15 protein-coding genes and 1 pseudogene are annotated in these 16,562 nt (G+C 74.2%); 12 read left to right on the top strand and 4 right to left on the bottom strand.

The genetic code is table 11. From position 1 onward, the window contains the following. Window positions 1-142: 142 nt before the first annotated feature. Window positions 143-781 (bottom strand): HD domain-containing protein, encoded by a 639-nt coding sequence (locus AB0910_RS23175; protein ID WP_366746530.1) that lies wholly within the window; start codon window positions 779-781, stop codon window positions 143-145. A 154-nt stretch (window positions 782-935) separates the two neighbouring features. Here AB0910_RS23175 and AB0910_RS23170 point away from each other — a divergent pair, with 154 nt between their 5' ends. From AB0910_RS23170 to AB0910_RS23155, 4 genes are all read left to right on the top strand, one after another. Then, complete coding sequence (locus AB0910_RS23170; RefSeq protein WP_366746529.1) at window positions 936-2,024, top strand: helix-turn-helix domain-containing protein; 1,089 nt, start codon at window positions 936-938, stop codon at window positions 2,022-2,024. Continuing rightward, the gene (locus AB0910_RS23165; protein WP_366746528.1) at window positions 2,021-3,391 is read left to right on the top strand and encodes an aspartate aminotransferase family protein; all 1,371 of its coding nucleotides are present in this window, start codon (window positions 2,021-2,023) and stop codon (window positions 3,389-3,391) included. Before AB0910_RS23170 ends, AB0910_RS23165 begins: the two co-directional genes overlap by 4 nt. Window positions 3,392-3,573: 182 nt before the next feature. After that, window positions 3,574-4,392 carry a GntR family transcriptional regulator gene (locus AB0910_RS23160; protein ID WP_366746527.1) on the top strand — a complete coding sequence of 273 codons (819 nt, stop codon included), beginning with the start codon at window positions 3,574-3,576 and terminating at the stop codon, window positions 4,390-4,392. A gap of 285 nt (window positions 4,393-4,677) precedes the next feature. Next, window positions 4,678-5,328 carry a hypothetical protein gene (locus AB0910_RS23155; RefSeq protein ID WP_366746526.1) on the top strand — a complete coding sequence of 217 codons (651 nt, stop codon included), beginning with the start codon at window positions 4,678-4,680 and terminating at the stop codon, window positions 5,326-5,328. Here AB0910_RS23155 and AB0910_RS23150 read toward each other — a convergent pair. Both AB0910_RS23150 and AB0910_RS23145 read right to left on the bottom strand, forming a co-directional pair. Then, window positions 5,321-5,569: pseudogene (locus AB0910_RS23150) on the bottom strand (MFS transporter); the annotation flags it as partial. The gene AB0910_RS23155 and the pseudogene AB0910_RS23150 sit on opposite strands and share 8 nt — an antisense overlap. A gap of 219 nt (window positions 5,570-5,788) precedes the next feature. Next, window positions 5,789-6,565 carry an SLATT domain-containing protein gene (locus tag AB0910_RS23145; protein ID WP_366746525.1) on the bottom strand — a complete coding sequence of 259 codons (777 nt, stop codon included), beginning with the start codon at window positions 6,563-6,565 and terminating at the stop codon, window positions 5,789-5,791. Between the two features lie 326 nt (window positions 6,566-6,891). Between AB0910_RS23145 and AB0910_RS23140 the strand changes: the two genes are divergently transcribed. From AB0910_RS23140 to AB0910_RS23105, 8 genes are all read left to right on the top strand, one after another. Continuing rightward, window positions 6,892-7,227: a YbaB/EbfC family nucleoid-associated protein gene (locus AB0910_RS23140; RefSeq protein ID WP_366746524.1), complete on the top strand. Its 336-nt coding sequence runs from the start codon at window positions 6,892-6,894 to the stop codon at window positions 7,225-7,227. A 211-nt stretch (window positions 7,228-7,438) separates the two neighbouring features. Next, on the top strand, window positions 7,439-8,038 hold the full coding sequence (gene recR, locus AB0910_RS23135) for a recombination mediator RecR (RefSeq protein WP_345645614.1): 600 nt from the start codon (window positions 7,439-7,441) through the stop codon (window positions 8,036-8,038). Further along, a complete protein-coding gene (locus AB0910_RS23130) occupies window positions 8,031-8,693 on the top strand; it encodes a DUF5063 domain-containing protein (protein WP_366746523.1) in 663 nt (220 codons plus the stop codon). The genes recR and AB0910_RS23130 overlap by 8 nt, the downstream gene beginning before the upstream one ends. Window positions 8,694-9,032: 339 nt before the next feature. Then, window positions 9,033-10,304 carry an aspartate kinase gene (locus AB0910_RS23125; protein WP_366746522.1) on the top strand — a complete coding sequence of 424 codons (1,272 nt, stop codon included), beginning with the start codon at window positions 9,033-9,035 and terminating at the stop codon, window positions 10,302-10,304. A 52-nt stretch (window positions 10,305-10,356) separates the two neighbouring features. Next, complete coding sequence (locus tag AB0910_RS23120) at window positions 10,357-11,412, top strand: aspartate-semialdehyde dehydrogenase (RefSeq protein WP_366746521.1); 1,056 nt, start codon at window positions 10,357-10,359, stop codon at window positions 11,410-11,412. A 341-nt stretch (window positions 11,413-11,753) separates the two neighbouring features. Further along, on the top strand, window positions 11,754-12,401 hold the full coding sequence (locus tag AB0910_RS23115) for a SigE family RNA polymerase sigma factor (protein ID WP_366746520.1): 648 nt from the start codon (window positions 11,754-11,756) through the stop codon (window positions 12,399-12,401). A 76-nt stretch (window positions 12,402-12,477) separates the two neighbouring features. Next, entirely contained in the window at window positions 12,478-13,839 is a 1,362-nt protein-coding gene (locus AB0910_RS23110; RefSeq protein WP_366746519.1) for a hypothetical protein, read from the top strand. A gap of 95 nt (window positions 13,840-13,934) precedes the next feature. Beyond that, complete coding sequence (locus AB0910_RS23105) at window positions 13,935-14,687, top strand: SURF1 family protein (protein WP_366746518.1); 753 nt, start codon at window positions 13,935-13,937, stop codon at window positions 14,685-14,687. Between the two features lie 48 nt (window positions 14,688-14,735). On the opposite strand, the gene AB0910_RS23100 is transcribed toward AB0910_RS23105, so the two are convergent. Then, window positions 14,736-16,562, bottom strand: coding sequence for a prolyl oligopeptidase family serine peptidase (locus AB0910_RS23100; RefSeq protein WP_366746517.1), 1,827 nt, complete (start codon window positions 16,560-16,562; stop codon window positions 14,736-14,738).

Genomic DNA, 16,562 nt, shown 5'->3' with positions numbered 1-16,562 from the left:
ACCCGAAGGCGTGGTCCCGTCCGACGCGGGCCACGGCCCGGGGCGCGGTGGCCCCGTCCCGCAGGAGACTGCCATGCCGACCGCGTCCGTGTCGCGGCGGGGGAAGGCATCAACCCCGGGGCGCCGCCGCCCGGTTCCGCGCTCACTCGGGCCAGGCGGAGTCGCGGATCACCTCGACGAAGTCGGTGCGCTCGAAGCCGGGCACGAAGTGGGCGAGCACGTCCGCCTTCACGTTCCCGAACGTGGTCTGCGGCCGGTGCTCGATGCCCCGCGTGAACGCCTCCAGGATGCGCCGCTTGAAGTCGGGGCGCGGATGGGCGGCGACCACGGCGGCCCGCACCTCGTCCGGCACGGTGTCGTAGCCGATGCCCAGCACGTCGTACTCGACGCCCGCCGTGACGAGCGCGACCTCCGGCTCCATGCGGGTGGGGATCTCCGGGGTGGTGTGCAGCGCGATCGCCGTCCACACGATCCGCGCGCTCTCCTCCGTCAGGCCGTGCGCCCGCAGGAAGTCCCGGGCCGCTTCGGCGCCGTCGAGCTCGAAGCGCCGGGTGGAGGTGCGGTACGCCTCCGTCAGGCCGAGGTCGTGGAACATCGCCCCGATGTAGAGGAGTTCGGGGTCGAAGGCGAGTGCCTGCCCGGCGCCCCTGAGCGCGCCGAAGAGGAAGACGCGGCGCGAGTGGTCGTAGACCAGCGGGTCCGCCGTGTCCCTGACGAGTTGCGTGGCCTCCCGCGCGAGCGCGCTGTCGGGTATCTCCACGCCTGCGATCAGTTCTGCCATCGCCGGTCGGTCCCTTCTGGTGGTCTGCGGATGCGCTGCCTGGACCGGTACGCCCGGCCTCCCCTCCACTCTCCGGCGGCGCGCGGCCGCCCGCCATGTCCGTACGGACACGTATCCCTCGGATACGGACAGGGCGGCGGGCTACCGTAAGTACATGCGGGAACGGCAGCGGGGCGGCGGACCGGCGCGGACCGTCGCCGTCCTGGTCTACGACGGCGTGCGGCTGATGGACGTGGCCGCCCCCCTTGAGGTGTTCGGGACGGCGGCGGCGCTCGGCGGCCGGTACGCGCCCCTCGTCTGCTCGGTGGACGGCGCGCCCGTGCGCACCGCGACCGGCACCCTGCTCGGCGCCGACGCCGCGGCCGCCGACCTCGCGGGCGGCGCGGGCGCGCCCCCGCACACCCTGGTGGTGCCCGGCTCTGACGACCTGCCGCTCGGACCGCAGCCCGACGGCCTCACGGACGCCGTGGCCGCGCTCGCCGCCGCGGCCCCGCGGGTCGCGTCCGTGTGCACAGGGGCGTTCGCGCTCGCGGCCGCGGGGCTGCTCGACGGGCGCCGCGCCACCACGCACTGGCGCCACGCCGCCGCCCTCGCCCGCCGCCACCCGCTGACCGCGGTGGAGCCGGACGCGATCTTCGTGGCCGACGGCCGCGTCTGCACCTCGGCGGGCGTCACCGCGGGCATCGACCTGGCGCTCGCGCTGGTCGAGGCGGACGAGGGCGCGGAGCTCGCCAGGGAGGTCGCGCGCGACCTGGTGGTGTTCCTGCGGCGGCCCGGCGGCCAGTCGCAGTTCTCGGTCGCCGCCCGCACCCCGGCCCCGCGCCACGAGGCGCTGCGCGATCTCGTACGGGAGATCGCGGCCGACCCGGCGGCCGACCACGCGCCCGCCGCGCTCGCCGCGCGCTGCGGCCTCTCCACCCGGCACCTGACGCGCCTCTTCCGCGCGCAGGTCGGCACGACCCCCGCCGGCTATGTCGAGGCCGTGCGGGTGGAGGCCGCGCAGGCCCTGCTCGAAGCCGGCGGGACGGTGACGGCGGCGGCGCACCGCAGCGGCCTCGGCAGCGACGAGTCACTGCGGCGGGCGTTCCTGCGCCACCTCGGCGTGACGCCGTCCGCGTACCGGGCGCGCTTTCGCACCTCGGGCGTGCCGGGCGCGCACGACACCCTGCCGAGGAAAGTGGCCCACCGCACACAAGGTGGCGATTTTGGTGGGCCCGCCGTGCTCCCTACGCTGGCGCCATGACCCCTCTGACCCCGCATGCCGCACCGGACCCGCAGGCCGGGGCCGCCGTGAAGGCGGCCGACCGCGCGCATGTCTTCCACTCGTGGTCCGCGCAGGAACTGATCGACCCGCTCGCCGTCGCAGGCGCCGAGGGCTCGTACTTCTGGGACTACGAGGGCAACCGCTACCTCGACTTCGCCAGCGGCCTCGTCTTCACCAACATCGGCTACCAGCACCCGAGGGTCGTCGCCGCGATCCAGGAGCAGGCGGGGAAGCTCGCGACGTTCGCGCCCGCCTTCGCGCTGGAGGCGCGCTCCGAGGCGGCGCGGCTGATCGCCGAGCGCACCCCGGGCGACCTCGACAAGATCTTCTTCACCAACGGGGGCGCGGAGGCGGTCGAGAACGCGATCCGGATGGCCCGCGTCCACACGGGCCGTCCCAAGGTGCTCTCCGCCTACCGCTCGTACCACGGCGCGACGGCCACGGCGATCAACCTGACGGGCGACCCGCGCAGGTGGGCCAATGACAGCGGGGCCGCGGGGGTCGTGCACTTCTGGGCGCCGTTCCTCTACCGCTCGCCGTTCTACTCCTCGACCGAGCAGGAGGAGTGCGCCCGCGCCCTCGACCACCTGGAGTCGGTGATCGCGTACGAGGGCCCCGGCACGATCGCGGCGGTCATCCTGGAGACCGTGCCGGGCACGGCCGGGATCATGGCGCCGCCGCCCGGTTACCTCGCGGGCGTGCGGGAGCTGTGCGACCGGCACGGGATCGTGTTCGTCGCCGACGAGGTCATGGCCGGGTTCGGCCGTACGGGCCGCTGGTTCGCGACCGAGCACTTCGACGTCGTGCCCGACCTGCTGACCTTCGCCAAGGGCGTCAACTCGGGCTATGTGCCGCTCGGCGGCGTCGCGATCTCGGGCGCGATCGCCGACACCTTCGCCCGGCGTCCTTTCCCCGGCGGCCTCACCTACTCGGGGCACCCGCTGGCGTGCGCCGCGGCCGTCGCGACCATCGAGCTGATGGCCGAGGAGCGGATCGTCGAGCAGGCCGCGCACCTCGGGGACGCGGTGCTCGGCCCCGGGCTGCGGGAGCTCGCGGCGCGGCACCCGTCGGTGGGCGAGGTGCGCGGGCTCGGCGCGTTCTGGGCGGTGGAGCTCGTGCGGGACCGGGAGACCCGCGAGCCGCTCGTGCCGTACAACGCGACGGGCGAGGCGAACGCGCCGATGGCCGCGTTCACCGCCGCCTGTAAGAAGAACGGCCTGTGGCCCTTCGTCAACATGAACCGCACGCACGCCGTGCCGCCGCTCACCACCAGCGAGGCGGAGGCCAAGGAGGGCCTCGCGGCCCTGGACGCGGCCCTCGCGGTCGCCGACGAGCACACTGTGTGACGGTGCGTCGGACGCGCGGCGGGGGCGGTGGCCGGAATTCGGCCACCGCGCCTCCCGCGTCCCCGCCCTCTCACGCCCCGCGCGGCCCGCAGGCCGTACTGTGACGGGAGCCTTTTCCGCGAGGTGGCCGCCAGGGGCCGCCCGCCGAGCGGAGCGACCGTACGAGGGGACGTACACCGACGATGCCTGACGGTGGAGCCGTGACGCGGCACACGTTGCGGCAGCAGATCGCGGACGCGCTGCGTGACGAGATCCTGGCGGGCAGGCTGCTGCCGGGGCGCGAGTTCACCGTCAGAACCATCGCGGAGCAGTACGGCGTCTCGGCCACCCCGGTGCGCGAGGCGCTGGTCGACCTGTCGGCGCAGGGGCTGCTCGACTCCGACCAGCACCGGGGTTTCCGTGTGCACCGCTTCTCCCTCGCGGACTTCCGCGGCATGGTCGAGGCGCGGTCGCTGCTGGAGGACGGCGTCTTCAGGAAGCTGGAGCAGACGCTCTCCGAGCGGCCAGGACCCGGCGCCGGGCGGCTGTCCGCGCCCGCCGCGCTGCTCACGGCCGTGCGGCGGCGGGCCCAGGAGGCGGCGCGTGCGGCGCGCGCGGGGGACGTGGCGATACTGATCGGCTACGACCTCAGGTTCTGGCGTGAACTGAGCGCCCTGGGCGACAACCGCTACGTCTCGGACTTCCTCGACCGGATGCGGGTGAAGGCATGGGTGTTCGCCGTGCCGTTCCTGCGGGAAGAGGCCCAGGCGTACAGGTGGCTGTGGAGCGGGCACGAGGAGTTGGTGGACGCGGTGGCTGCGGGCGACACGGCCGGCATCAGGACGCTGATCGGGCAGTACAACACCCATTTACTGACCTGGGCCGACGAACTGGCCCACCGGGCGGCGGGTTCAGCGGGTGCACCGGCTGCACCGGGTGTACCGGGTTCAGCCGGTGCGGCGGGCTCGTGGGGGCCCGACGGTTCCGGCGGCAGGGGCGCGCGTGGCGGCGCGGCCGGGTGACTCCGGCGCGTGCCGGACTCTTCGCGCCGGGTGCCGCGCGCATTACGCTGGCCCGACCGCGGCCGTTGCGGGCGGCGCTGCGGGCGGTGTGCGGCCGCCCCTGCGCGGCCCTCGGCCGTCCGCCCGGCGGCCCGGGCCCGGCGGCCCGAGCCGGACCCGCGCCCGTACCCGTCCACCGCACCTGGCCCCGCCCCACCTCCCGCAGCTCCCCTGCCCCGCACCCCCGGCGAACCGCGCACCGTCCGGCGAAACCCAGCGCCAGAACCGCCTGAGAGTGAGCATCCCTTGGCCTGTGACCTGTGGTTGGTCCCCCTTGTCGACGTGCTGTGCCACAGCCCCGACAACCCCTTCGCTGAAGAGATCGCCGTCTACGACAAGGCGCTCGGGGAGGCCGGGCTTCCGCCGGTCCCCGTCTTCGCCTACATGCCGGGCCTCTCGGGGGACGTGGCCCCCGCGGCGGGCTTCGACTACGACGCGCTGCACTTCCTGCGGCGCGCCTATCTGCTCCAGGTCTGCGGCCTCGCCGTGACCCCGGTCGGCGAACTGGGCAGCGACTACGAGCAGCTGCTCGAAATGTTCGAGTCGACGGCCCAGCAGTCGCATCTGGTCTGGCACTTCGACCACGCGGGCGCGTACGTGCCGGTGGACTTCGGCGCTCCCCTCTCCAACGACCAGCTGCTCGAGGGCGGCGGGCCGCTGGGCTCGACGCAGGGGCTGCTGCGCGAGCTCGAACTGGTCGCCCCTGCCATCGGCATCGACCCGAGGAACCCGCCGGCGCCCCCGCTGCCGCCCGCGGGCCCCACGACGCTCGAGGAGCGCGCCGCGTCCGGCGGGCAGGACGAGGGCCCGTTCGCCAGGGAGCGGCACGTGTGGCTCGGGCTGCACGCGGCGGCGACCAAGAGCCTCGGCCAGGGCTCGATGATCATCTTCAGCTGACGCCGGCCCGGCCGCGCGGACCCGGTGTCAGGGCCGGGTCCGCGCGGGGCGTGAGGACGCGCGCCGTGACGGCCGCCGCCGCGCACAGCAGTACGGGCGGCAGCAGGGCCGCGTTCAGCGGTACGAACCGGGTGAGCGGCCCGATGACCGCGGGCCCTGCCGGCATCCCCAGGTAGCCGAGTCCCGCGACGCGGGAGACGTTGGCGCCCGAGGTCTCGCGGTTGGCGTGCCCTGCGGGCGCCGGGTGCCCCTCGGCCTCGGGCGCCTGCGCCCCGGTCTGCGGGGGCGCGAAGGCGCGCGGGAGGAGCGCGAGGAAGCCCGCGCGGCCCTGGCGGCTGCGGGGACCGCGGTCAGGGTTGTGAGGCCGGCGGGGCCGCGGGGAAGGCGGTGACCGCGGAGCGCTGACGGGCCGGGGCCCCGGCCGGGCCCCGGCCGCTCCTCTGCGCGACGGGCCAGCGGATCAGCGCGGCTCGGGCGGCCGCTGGCGCGGCATGTTCGGGCGGGCGCCGGGGGCGAAGGGCCGCGGCGGCGGGGGCGAGGGCCGGCCGCCGTGGTGCGGCGGGGCCGACTGGAGCAGCAGCGCGCCCGTGCCCACGCCCCCGCGGAACTCGACCATCCAGTCCGCGGTCTCCGCGCGCACCAGCTCCGTGACGTCCTCGCAGAACCTGCGCAGCACCCCGAGGCACCGCTCGGCGGCCTCGCTCGCCGTGCCCTCCGTCGGGCCGAGCGCCTCGCGCACCGACTCGGCCGCCCAGTCGAACTGGAGCGTCTGGAGCCGCCGCTGCACGGCCTGCGCCGTCGCGACGTGCCGCATCCACCCGGAAGTGACGCCGAAGTACCGGTCGCACGCCAGGCAGGCGGCGCCCACAAGCAGCGCGAGGCAGCCCCACGCCCCGGCGCCCGGCACCTTGCCCGCCAGGTCGAGGAGCGGCAGCGCGGCGCCGGTGATCGCGCCGAGCGCCGTGCCGCCGCGCAGCGCGCGCGCGGCGAATCTGCGGCGCACCCGGTCCGCCAGATACCAGCGCACCGTGTGCAGCGCGCCCGCCTCCACCCAGCGGTACAGCTCGTCGAGGCGCTCCGCGGGCTCGCCCCAGTCGCCGGCGGGGAAGGGCCCGCCGACCAGTTCGCCGTGCTCGGGCCCGCCGCCGGGGCCGGGCGCGGGCCGGGCGGCCGCGCCCGACTCCGCGAGCCCGTCCTCCCGGCCCGACCCTCCGGGCTGCATCTCCGGCTGGCTCACCGGGGCACTCCTTCAGCTCGTCCGTCGTCCCACGGGTCGCGCCGTACGTCGTGCTGTACGGCTCCCGCACGCGAATTCGGCGCACGCACGGCGCACGGGGGTGGCACGGCGTGGCGTATCGCACTTTCCTACCGCCGAACGGAGGGCGTGCAGGGCCGAAACAGGGGAACTTCCTCCCCCGGAGGCGCGTGATCAGGTAAGGGACCCGCCGGGCCTCACTCGAAAGAGTTAGTTCCCACGGGTGGGGCGAGGTGCCGCGAGAGCACGTAGGCTCGCCTCACAGGTTTTTTGTCGTTGCCCGTCGTCGAATTTGCCAGGAGTGACCCGTGATTCCCGGTGGTGGCCAGCCGAACATGCAGGAGCTGCTCCAGCAGGCGCAGAAGATGCAGCAGGACCTCGCACAGGCGCAGGAGGAGCTGGCGGCGACCGAGGTCGAGGGCCAGGCGGGCGGCGGCCTCGTCAAGGCCAAGGTCAACGGCTCGGGGGAGCTGAAGTCCCTGGTCATCGACCCGAAGGCGGTGGACCCCGAGGACACGGAGACCCTTGCTGACCTCGTGCTCGCCGCCGTGCAGGCGGCGAACGACAACGCGCACCAGCTCCAGCAGCAGAAGCTCGGCCCGCTCGCGCAGGGCCTCGGCGGCATGCCGGGCCTGCCGTTCTGACCCGGTCCAGGCGCCGGGGCCCGGCAGGTGCACCGGGGTTCCGACGCCGGTCCTGACGTCGGTTCTGACGTCGGCTTTACGAGGAATTCGCGAGGGTGTACCTCGTCTTCAAAGGCCGGCTGGCACAGTCGGCACCGGTAACCCAGGCGGCCGCGGGTGACCGGGACGCACGGGACACCCGGGACAGGCCGCACACAGAGGAAGGCGTCCGTTGTACGAAGGCGTGGTTCAGGAACTCATCGACGAGCTGGGCAGACTCCCGGGCGTCGGTCCCAAGAGCGCGCAGCGGATCGCCTTCCACATCCTCCAGGCCGAGCCGACCGACGTGCGCAGGCTGGCCCACGCGCTCCTGGAGGTCAAGGACAAGGTCAGGTTCTGCGCCGTCTGCGGCAATGTCGCGCAGGAGGAGCAGTGCGGGATCTGCCGGGACGCGCGCCGCGACCCCTCGGTGATCTGCGTGGTGGAGGAGCCGAAGGACGTCGTCGCGATCGAGCGCACCCGCGAGTTCCGCGGGAAGTACCACGTGCTCGGCGGTGCGATCAGCCCGATCGAGGGCGTGGGCCCCGACGACCTGAGGATCCGCGAGCTGCTCGCGCGCCTCGCGGACGGCGCGGTCGGCGAGCTGATCCTCGCGACCGACCCGAATCTGGAGGGCGAGGCCACAGCGACGTACCTCGCCCGCATGATCAAGCCGATGGGGCTGAAGGTCACCCGCCTGGCCAGCGGCCTGCCGGTCGGCGGTGACCTGGAATACGCCGACGAGGTCACGCTCGGGCGTGCCTTCGAGGGGAGGAGACTGCTCGATGTCTGACGCAACGCTGCACGCCGCCCACCAGGACCCCGACGACTTCGCGGTCCAGATCGCCGACCAGATCGAGAGCTTCATCGTCGCGGTCACCGAGGTCGCCAAGGGCGACGAGCCGGACAGCGCCGTACCGTTCCTGCTGCTGGAGTTCTCGCAGCTCATGCTGGCCGGCGGCCGGCTCGGGGCGCACGCGGACATCCTGCCGGACGAGCGCTACGAGCCCGACCTCGGCCCCGAGCCCGACGTCGACGAGCTGCGGGAACGGTTCGCCGTCCTGCTGGAGCCGATCGACGTCTACTCGGAGGTCTTCGACCCGTACGAGCCCCGCAAGGCGCCGGTGGCCTCGCGGATCTCCGACGACATCGCCGGCGTGGTCACCGACCTGCGGCACGGCCTCGCGCACTACCGGGCGGGCCGGGTCACCGAGGCCCTGTGGTGGTGGCAGTTCTCGTACCTCACCAGCTGGGGCGGGGTCGCCTCGGCGACGCTGCGCGCGCTCCAGTCGCTGGTGTCGCACGTCCGCCTGAACCAGCCGCTGCCCGCGCTCGACGGCCTCGACACCGACCAGGACCTCGGCGACGAGGACGACGCGCTGGCCGAGGAGGCCGGCCAGGTGATGGCCGAGGAGATCGCGGGCCCGCTGGGGCTGCGGGGGGCCTGAGCCCGGGAGGCGGCCGGCGCCCCGGGGCGTGCCGCGCCGCGCCCGCACGCGCCGCGCCCCGTCCGTGCGTGCCGCGCCCCGTCCGTGCGCGCCGTGCGCCGGGAACACGGGGCGCGGACGGCAGAACACCGCGGGTGGGTCCTGTGAAGTGGATTACCTTCCGCGTGGCCTCGGCCATCCGGGGCATGCATCCCTGCCGAGCGGCGCCACGGGCCTCGGGACGGCCCGCAGGATGTCATGTGCTGAGCACGTCATCTCGTCATGTGATATGTCCGGAGTGTCGTGCAAACGCTCGATAGACTGAGCCGACCGCACCAACGGAATGAGCGAGGAGCGCACGTGGGCCTTGTCGTGCAGAAGTACGGAGGCTCCTCCGTAGCCGATGCCGAGGGCATCAAGCGGGTCGCCAAGCGGATCGTCGACGCCAAGAAGACGGGCCACCAAGTGGTCGTCGTGGTGTCGGCGATGGGCGACACGACGGACGAGTTGATCGATCTCGCCGGACAGGTATCCCCGATCCCTTCCGGCCGCGAGTTCGACATGCTGCTGACCGCCGGAGAGCGGATCTCCATGGCGCTGCTGGCCATGGCGATCAAAAACCTGGGCCACGAGGCCCAGTCCTTCACCGGCAGCCAGGCGGGCGTCATCACCGACTCCGTCCACAACAAGGCGCGCATCATCGACGTCACCCCCGGGCGCATCCGCACGGCGCTCGACGAGGGCAACATCGCGATCGTCGCCGGCTTCCAGGGCGTGTCGCAGGAGAAGAAGGACATCACCACGCTCGGCCGCGGCGGCTCCGACACCACCGCTGTCGCCCTCGCCGCGGCGCTGAACGCCGAGGTCTGCGAGATCTACACGGACGTCGACGGCGTGTTCACCGCCGACCCGCGCGTGGTGAAGAAGGCCAGGAAGATCGACTGGATCTCCTTCGAGGACATGCTGGAGCTCGCGAGCTCCGGCTCCAAGGTGCTGCTGCACCGGTGCGTCGAGTACGCACGCCGATACAACATCCCGATCCACGTCCGCTCGTCCTTCTCCGGACTCCAGGGCACATGGGTCAGCAACCAGCCGCAAGGGGACCGCACGGTGGAGCAGGCCATCATCTCCGGTGTCGCCCACGACACCTCCGAGGCGAAGATCACGGTCGTCGGGGTGCCCGACAAGCCGGGCGAGGCCGCCAAGATCTTCCGGGCGATCGCCGACAACCAGATCAACATCGACATGGTCGTGCAGAACGTCTCGGCCGCGTCGACGGGTCTGACGGACATCTCGTTCACCCTCCCGAAGGCCGAGGGCCGCAAGGCCATCGACGCCCTGGAGAAGACCAGGTCGGTGGTGGAGTTCGACTCCCTGCGCTACGACGACCAGATCGCGAAGATCTCGCTCGTCGGCGCCGGCATGAAGACCAACCCCGGCGTCACCGCCGGCTTCTTCGAGGCGCTGTCCGACGCCGGCGTCAACATCGAGCTGATCTCGACCTCCGAGATCCGCATCTCGGTCGTGACCCGCGCCGACGAGGTCGACCAGGCCGTGCGCGCCGTGCACTCCGCCTTCGGCCTCGACAGCGAGTCCGACGAGGCGGTCGTCTACGGCGGCACCGGCCGATGAAGGACCGCGGCCCGCTCGCGCCCGCCCTCCGTGCGTACGGGGGCAGCGGGCGATGACGGGCAGGCCGACGCTCGCGGTCGTCGGGGCGACCGGGTCCGTCGGCGCCGTGACGCTCCAGATCCTGTCCCAGCACGCGGACGTCTGGGGCGACATCAGGCTGATCGCGTCCCCGCGCACGGCGGGCACCAAGCTCTCCGTGCGCGGGGTCGAGACCGAAGTCGTCGCGCTCACCGAGGAGTCGCTGCGCGGTGCGGACGTCGCCGTCTTCCTCGTGCCGGACGAGGTGTCCGCGCGCTGGGCGCCGGTCGCGGCGGCAGGCGGCACCGTGGTGGTCGACGGGTCCACCGCCTTCCGCGCCGACCCCGACGTGCCGCTCGTGGTGCCCGAGGTCAACGCGGGCGCGCTGCGCACCCGTCCGCGCAACATCGTCGCGAGCCCCGGCTGCACGACGCTCTCGCTGATCGTGGCGGTCGGCGCGCTGCACGCCGAGTTCGGGCTGCGCTCGCTGGTCGTCTCCTCGTACGAGGCGGCCAGTTCGAGCGGCGACGAGGGCGTCGCCGAGCTGCGCAGGCAGCTCGCGCTCGTCGCCCGCACCCGGCTCGGCACGCACCCGGGCGACGTGCGGCGCGCGGTCGGCGACGCGACGGGCCCGTTCCCCGCGCCCCTCGCGCTCAACGTGGTGCCCTGGTGCGGCACTCCCGGCGCCGACGGCTGGTCGTCGGGGGAGCTCGGGATCCGCGCGGAGACCCGCAAGATCCTCGGCCTGCCCGACCTGCCGGTCGCCGCGACCTGCGTGCGCGTGCCGGTCGTGACCACCCACTCGGTCTCCGTCCACGCGGCCTTCGAGCAGGAGATCACCGTCGAGCGCGCCCACGAGACGCTGGCGACGGCGCCCGGCGTGGTGCTGTTCGACAACCCGGAGACCGGCGACTTCCCGACACCCGCCGACGTGGTCGGTACGGATCCGACCTGGGTCGGCCGGGTGCGCCGCTCGCTCGACGACCCGGCCGGGCTCGAACTCTTCGTCTGCGGCGACAACCTGCGCAAGGGCGCGGCGCTCAACAGCGTGCAGATCGCCGAGGCGGTCGCGGCGGAGACGTCCGCCTGAGGCGACCGCCCGGGACGGCCTGCCGCGTGTCCGATGTGTGAACCCCGTGTGAGGAATCCGGGGTCCTGTCCCCCTTGAACGGGGACGTCGCGGTGTCGGATCATGCACATCTGGCTTTCTGTGCAAGCCCTGCAACCGTCGGCCTCACCCGGGGCGTCTACACCGTCACCCCGGTCGGATGACGGCCGGAACCGGGGCATCGGGGGAGAGTGGGGACGCATGGGTGCAAGTGGTGCGGCGTCAGCGGCGTTGGCGCGCGCGTACAACCCTGCCGGGGGGCAGCGTGTCCAACAGGCGTGGCAGAGGTACTCGAATTTCCGGCGCTCGGCACGTTCAGAGGCGTGGCCGCACGCCCCGGCCGCAGGCCGAGGGGTGCGCCGGCCGACGGCGGCCTGCCGGTGACCGCCTCCGTACCCGCCGCAGCCCATATGCCCGTACGGTCCCTCACGCCGCTGCCGGCGCAGCAGGACGCGGGTGCTGACGACACCATGGCCGTGGGCACCACCGTCGACCACCTCACCGAGACCTACCAGAAGCACTACCGCTCGCTGCTCGGGCTCGCGGCGCTGCTGCTCGACGACACCGCGTCCTGCGAGGACGTCGTCCAGGAGGCGTTCATCCGGGTGCACTCGGCGCGCAGCCGCGTGCGCGACCCGCAGAAGACGCTGGCCTACCTGCGGCAGACCGTCGTCAACCTCTCCCGCTCCGCGCTGCGCCGCCGCATCCTCGGCCTCAAGCTCCTTTCGAAGCCGATGCCGGACATGGCGAGCGCGGAGGAGGGCGCGTACGACCAGCTGGAGCGCGACGCTCTGATCAAGGCGATGCGCGGGCTCCAGCGCAGGCAGCGCGAGGTCCTCGTCCTGCGGTACTTCGCGGACATGACCGAGGCGCAGGTCGCCGAGACGCTGGGGATATCCCTCGGCTCCGTGAAGGCATACGGCTCCCGCGGCATCGCGGCGCTCAGGGTGGCCATGGAGGCCACGTCATGACGAGCCGTCGGGAAACGGGCGAAGGACCGGCCGCCGTCGCGCACGGCCGCCGCGCTGACCGACTGGGAACGGAACAGTGAGCAACGGCCCAGAGAACAAGCCGACCCCCACCCCCGGCCCCCCGGCCGAAGCCGAGGCCGCCCGCGGCGCCGGGAGCGCCCAGGGCGACGAGGGTGTCGCGGACGAGGCCGCGCACGGCGGCTGCCGCGGTGACCGTGCCGCCCGTGGCGAAGGCGCCGCGCACGGCGCCGGGGCCGAACCGGCGGGCCCGGCCGACCCGGGCGGTGCGACCGCGTCGGCCGGGCCGCGCGCGGAGGCGACCGGCCAGGTCGACACGGACGTGGCCGGTGAAAGCGGTGGTTTCGGGGGCGGCGAGGTCGAGCTGCGGGTGATGCTGCACTCCGCGGTGAGCGGGATCAGGCCCGCGGACGGCGCGCTCGAACACCTGCGGGCCGCGGTGCCCGCGCGCCGGGCCCGCAAGCGGCAGGCGCTGGTGGGGGCCGCGGCGGCCGCGCTGCTCATCGGCACGGCGGTGCCCGCGTTCCTGCACGTCGCGGACGCCTCGGACGGCGCGGGGAGCCACTTCGTCAGCGCGGGCCGCGGCGAGAGCACCGCCGCGGGCACACGCCCGGACGGCGGCCGCTCCGGCGCGGCCGACAGCCCCGACGACCACGGTCACGGGGCGCACAGCCCGAGCGGCGCCACCGCGGGCGACCCGCCGCTGCCGCACGGCGCCGGGCACGCGAAGGGCGGACGCGGCGCGGACGGCAGCGGCGCGGGGCCCGCCACGCCGCCGGGCACCGCCTTCGCGATGACGCTGCCGCTGTGCTCCGCAGACCAGCTGGGGGTCACCGCGTCCAAGAGCGCGCCGACCTCCAACGGCACGGTCTACGGCAGCTTCCACGTCCTGAACGTCTCCGCCACCGAGTGCACCGTCACCGGCGGCGACTCCCTGGGCTTCCAGGCGAGCGGGGCCGCGGACCCGGCGCGGATCAGCGTCGTGCAGCACACCGCGGGCGACCCGGCGGCCCGGCTCGCCGACGCCCCGCAGGACTCCGCGCCCCTGGCGCTCGCCCCGGACGCCGCGTACGAGGTGCAGTTCGCGTTCGTACCGTCCTCGACGTGTCCGACGAAGGGCGAAGGCGGCTCGCCCGACCCGACGTCCTCGGAGGACGCCCCGAGCTCGGGCGAGAGCCCCGGCACGGACAGCGGACCGGGGAGCGACGGGGGCTCCGACGGCAGCGGCAACTCCGCCGACAAGGGTTCCTCGTCCGGCCTCACCACCCAGCTCGTGCAGGACGGCGGCGGCACCGCCGACGGCAGCGTCTCCGTCTCGCACACCCCGGAGGCGGGCGTGCCGAGGGCCGAGACCACCATCAGGAACGCCTGCGCAGGCACGATCTACAAGACGGGCCCGGTGGGCGTACCGGCCGCCTGACGCCGAGCGCGCCACCGGGCGCGCCCGGTGGCGCGCCGGCCGCCCTCGCGGCACCCCGGGGGCCGGGACACAGGCGGGTTCCGTACCGTGGTGGGGTGTACCGGTTTCTGCTGACCCCCCGCTGGATGGGGATCAATGTCTTCGCGCTGCTGGCGATCCCCGTGTGCGTGTTCATGGGGGTCTGGCAGCTGAGCCGCTTCGAGGGCCGCGTCGACGCGCAGCGCGCCGCCGACCACAGGCCCGACCCCGCCAAGGAGGCCGCGGCGCCCCTCGGCTCCCTCCTGCCCGTCACCCAGCAGAGCTCGGGCCGGCAGGCCGAGGCCGCAGGGCACTACGGCGACCAGTTCCTCGTGCCCGACCGCAGGCTCGACGGCCGCACCGGCTCGTACGTGCTAACCATGCTGCACACGGACGGCGGCAAGGCCCTGCCCGTCGTGCGCGGCTGGCTGCCGCACGGCAGGCCCGCGCCACCGGCGCCGAAGGGCGAGGTCGAGGTCGTCGGCGCACTCCAGCCCTCCGAGACCACCGACACCGACGGCGTCATCGCGAGCGGCGGCCTGCCCGCGGGCCAGGTCGGCATGATCAGCGCCGCGTCGCTGGTCAACGTCGTCCCGTACGGCGTCTACGACGCCTGGGTGACGGCGAACAAGGGAGCCGGGGGGCTGGCCCCGGTGCCCGCGGCCGCGCCGGAGAACACCGGACTCGACCTGAAGGCCTTCCAGAACCTCGGCTACACCGGCGAGTGGTTCGTCTTCGCCGGCTTCGTCCTCTACATGTGGTTCCGCCTGGTCCGCAGGGAGGCCGAGGCGGAGCGCGACCGGGCCCTCGGCATCGAGCCCGCGGTCTGAGCCCGCGCGGGGACGGCGGGCCCGGCCGTCCGGCCGGGCCCCGGCGCCTCAGCTCCCCAGGTGCTTCGCGGCGAACTCCAGCTCAAGGCGCACCTGCTTGATGCGCTCCTCGACCACCAGCGAGCCGTGGCCCGCGTCGTAGCGGTACACCTCGTGGACCGCGCCGCGGGCGGCCAGGCGCTCCACATAGTTCTCCACCTGGCGGATCGGGCAGCGCGGGTCGTTGACCCCGGCGGAGATGTAGACGGGCGCGCGCACCGCGTCCACGTACGTCAGCGGCGACGACGCCTCGAACCGCTCGGGCACCTCCTCGGGCGTGCCGCCGAGCAGCGTGCGGTCCATCGCCTTCAGCGCCTCCATCTCGTCGTGGTAGGCGGTCACATAGTCGGCGACGGGCACCGCGGCGAGCCCCACCGCCCACGCCTCCGGCTGGACGCCGAGGCCGAGCAGCGTGAGATACCCGCCCCATGAGCCGCCCGCGAGCACCAGCCGCGCCGGGTCGGCGAGCCCCGAGGCCACCGCCCATTCGCGGACGGCGGCGATGTCCTCCAGCTCGATCAGCCCCACCCGGTGCTTGAGCGCGTCCGTCCAGTCGCGCCCGTACCCGGTGGAGCCGCGGTAGTTGACCCGGATCACCGCGAAGCCGTGGTCCACCCACGCGGCGGGGCCCGCCGCGAACGCGTCGCTGTCGTGGTACGTCGGCCCGCCGTGGATCTCGAACACCGTCGGCAGCGGGCCCGAGGCCCCCGCGGGCCGCTGCACCAGCGCGTGGACGCGGCCGCCGGGGCCCTCCACCCAGGCGTCCTCCACCGGCACCGACTCCGGCGGCCTGAACCCCGGCGCCTCCAGGACCGCGCCCCCCGCGGTGGACCGCACCACCGGCGGCTTCGCGGCCGACGACCAGAGGTACTCCACGGTGCCGTCCGGCCGCGCCGTCGCCCCGGAGACCGAGCCGGGAGGCGTCTCGACGCGTGCCATGGCGCGCTCCGCCATGTCGTAGCGCCACAGCTCGCTGCGGGCCTCGAAGCTGTGCTCGACCAGCAGCGCAGAGCCGTCCGGATACCACTCGGCCGCCAGGTCGCCCGGCAGGTCGAGGGCGAGGTCCGACTCCTCGCCGGTCAGCGGATTCCACACCATCGGCTCCCACCGGCCGCGCCGCTGGTGCCCGACGAGCAGCCTGCTGTCGCCGGCGACGGGCGAGAACCCGAGGACTTCGAGGCCGAGCTCGCGCGTGCCGCCCTCGCTGTCGTCGAGCTCGGCGACGGCCGACCCGTCGAGCCTGACCACGCGCAGCGCCGAGTGCATCGCGTCGCCGTGCTCGGTGTGCTCGATCGCGAGCAGGTCGCCGTCGTACGACAGGTCGCCGACGCCGGCCGACTCCCGGTGCCGGTAGATCTCCACGGGCGCCTCGCCAGGCCCCCGCACCACGTGGACGGTCGTGCCCTCCTCGTCGGTCGACCTGCCGACGACCGCGAGGCCGCCCCTGCCGAGCGCGAGCCCCGCGGGGAACGACGGGGCGAGCCCCGGCACGGCCGGCTCGTCCGCCGCCCCCTCGGCGCTGCCGTCGAACGGCTGCCGCATCCACACGCCGAACTCGTCGCCGTCCGTGTCGGAGAACCACCAGATCCACGCGCCGTCGGGCGTCAGCACGCCGTCCGTCGTCCCATGGGGCCGGTCGGTCGCCTGGCGCTGCGCGCCGGTCGCGCGGTCCCACGCGTACAGCTCGTAGGTCCCCGTCGCGTTGGACACGAAGAGGGCCTTGTCCGGTGCGTCCTCAGCCCAGTCAGGCAGGGAGACCCGCGGCGCCCTGAAGCGCTTCTCCCAGTCGGGCACGGCGGCCGACGGGGAACTGGTGGAGCCGGTGTTCTCTGTCAT

This window comes from Streptomyces sp. NPDC047002, assembly GCF_040704505.1.
GTDB lineage: Bacteria > Actinomycetota > Actinomycetes > Streptomycetales > Streptomycetaceae > Streptomyces.
Note: the sequence above shows the minus strand (reverse complement) of the source record. Positions and strands in the feature narration are given on the sequence as shown.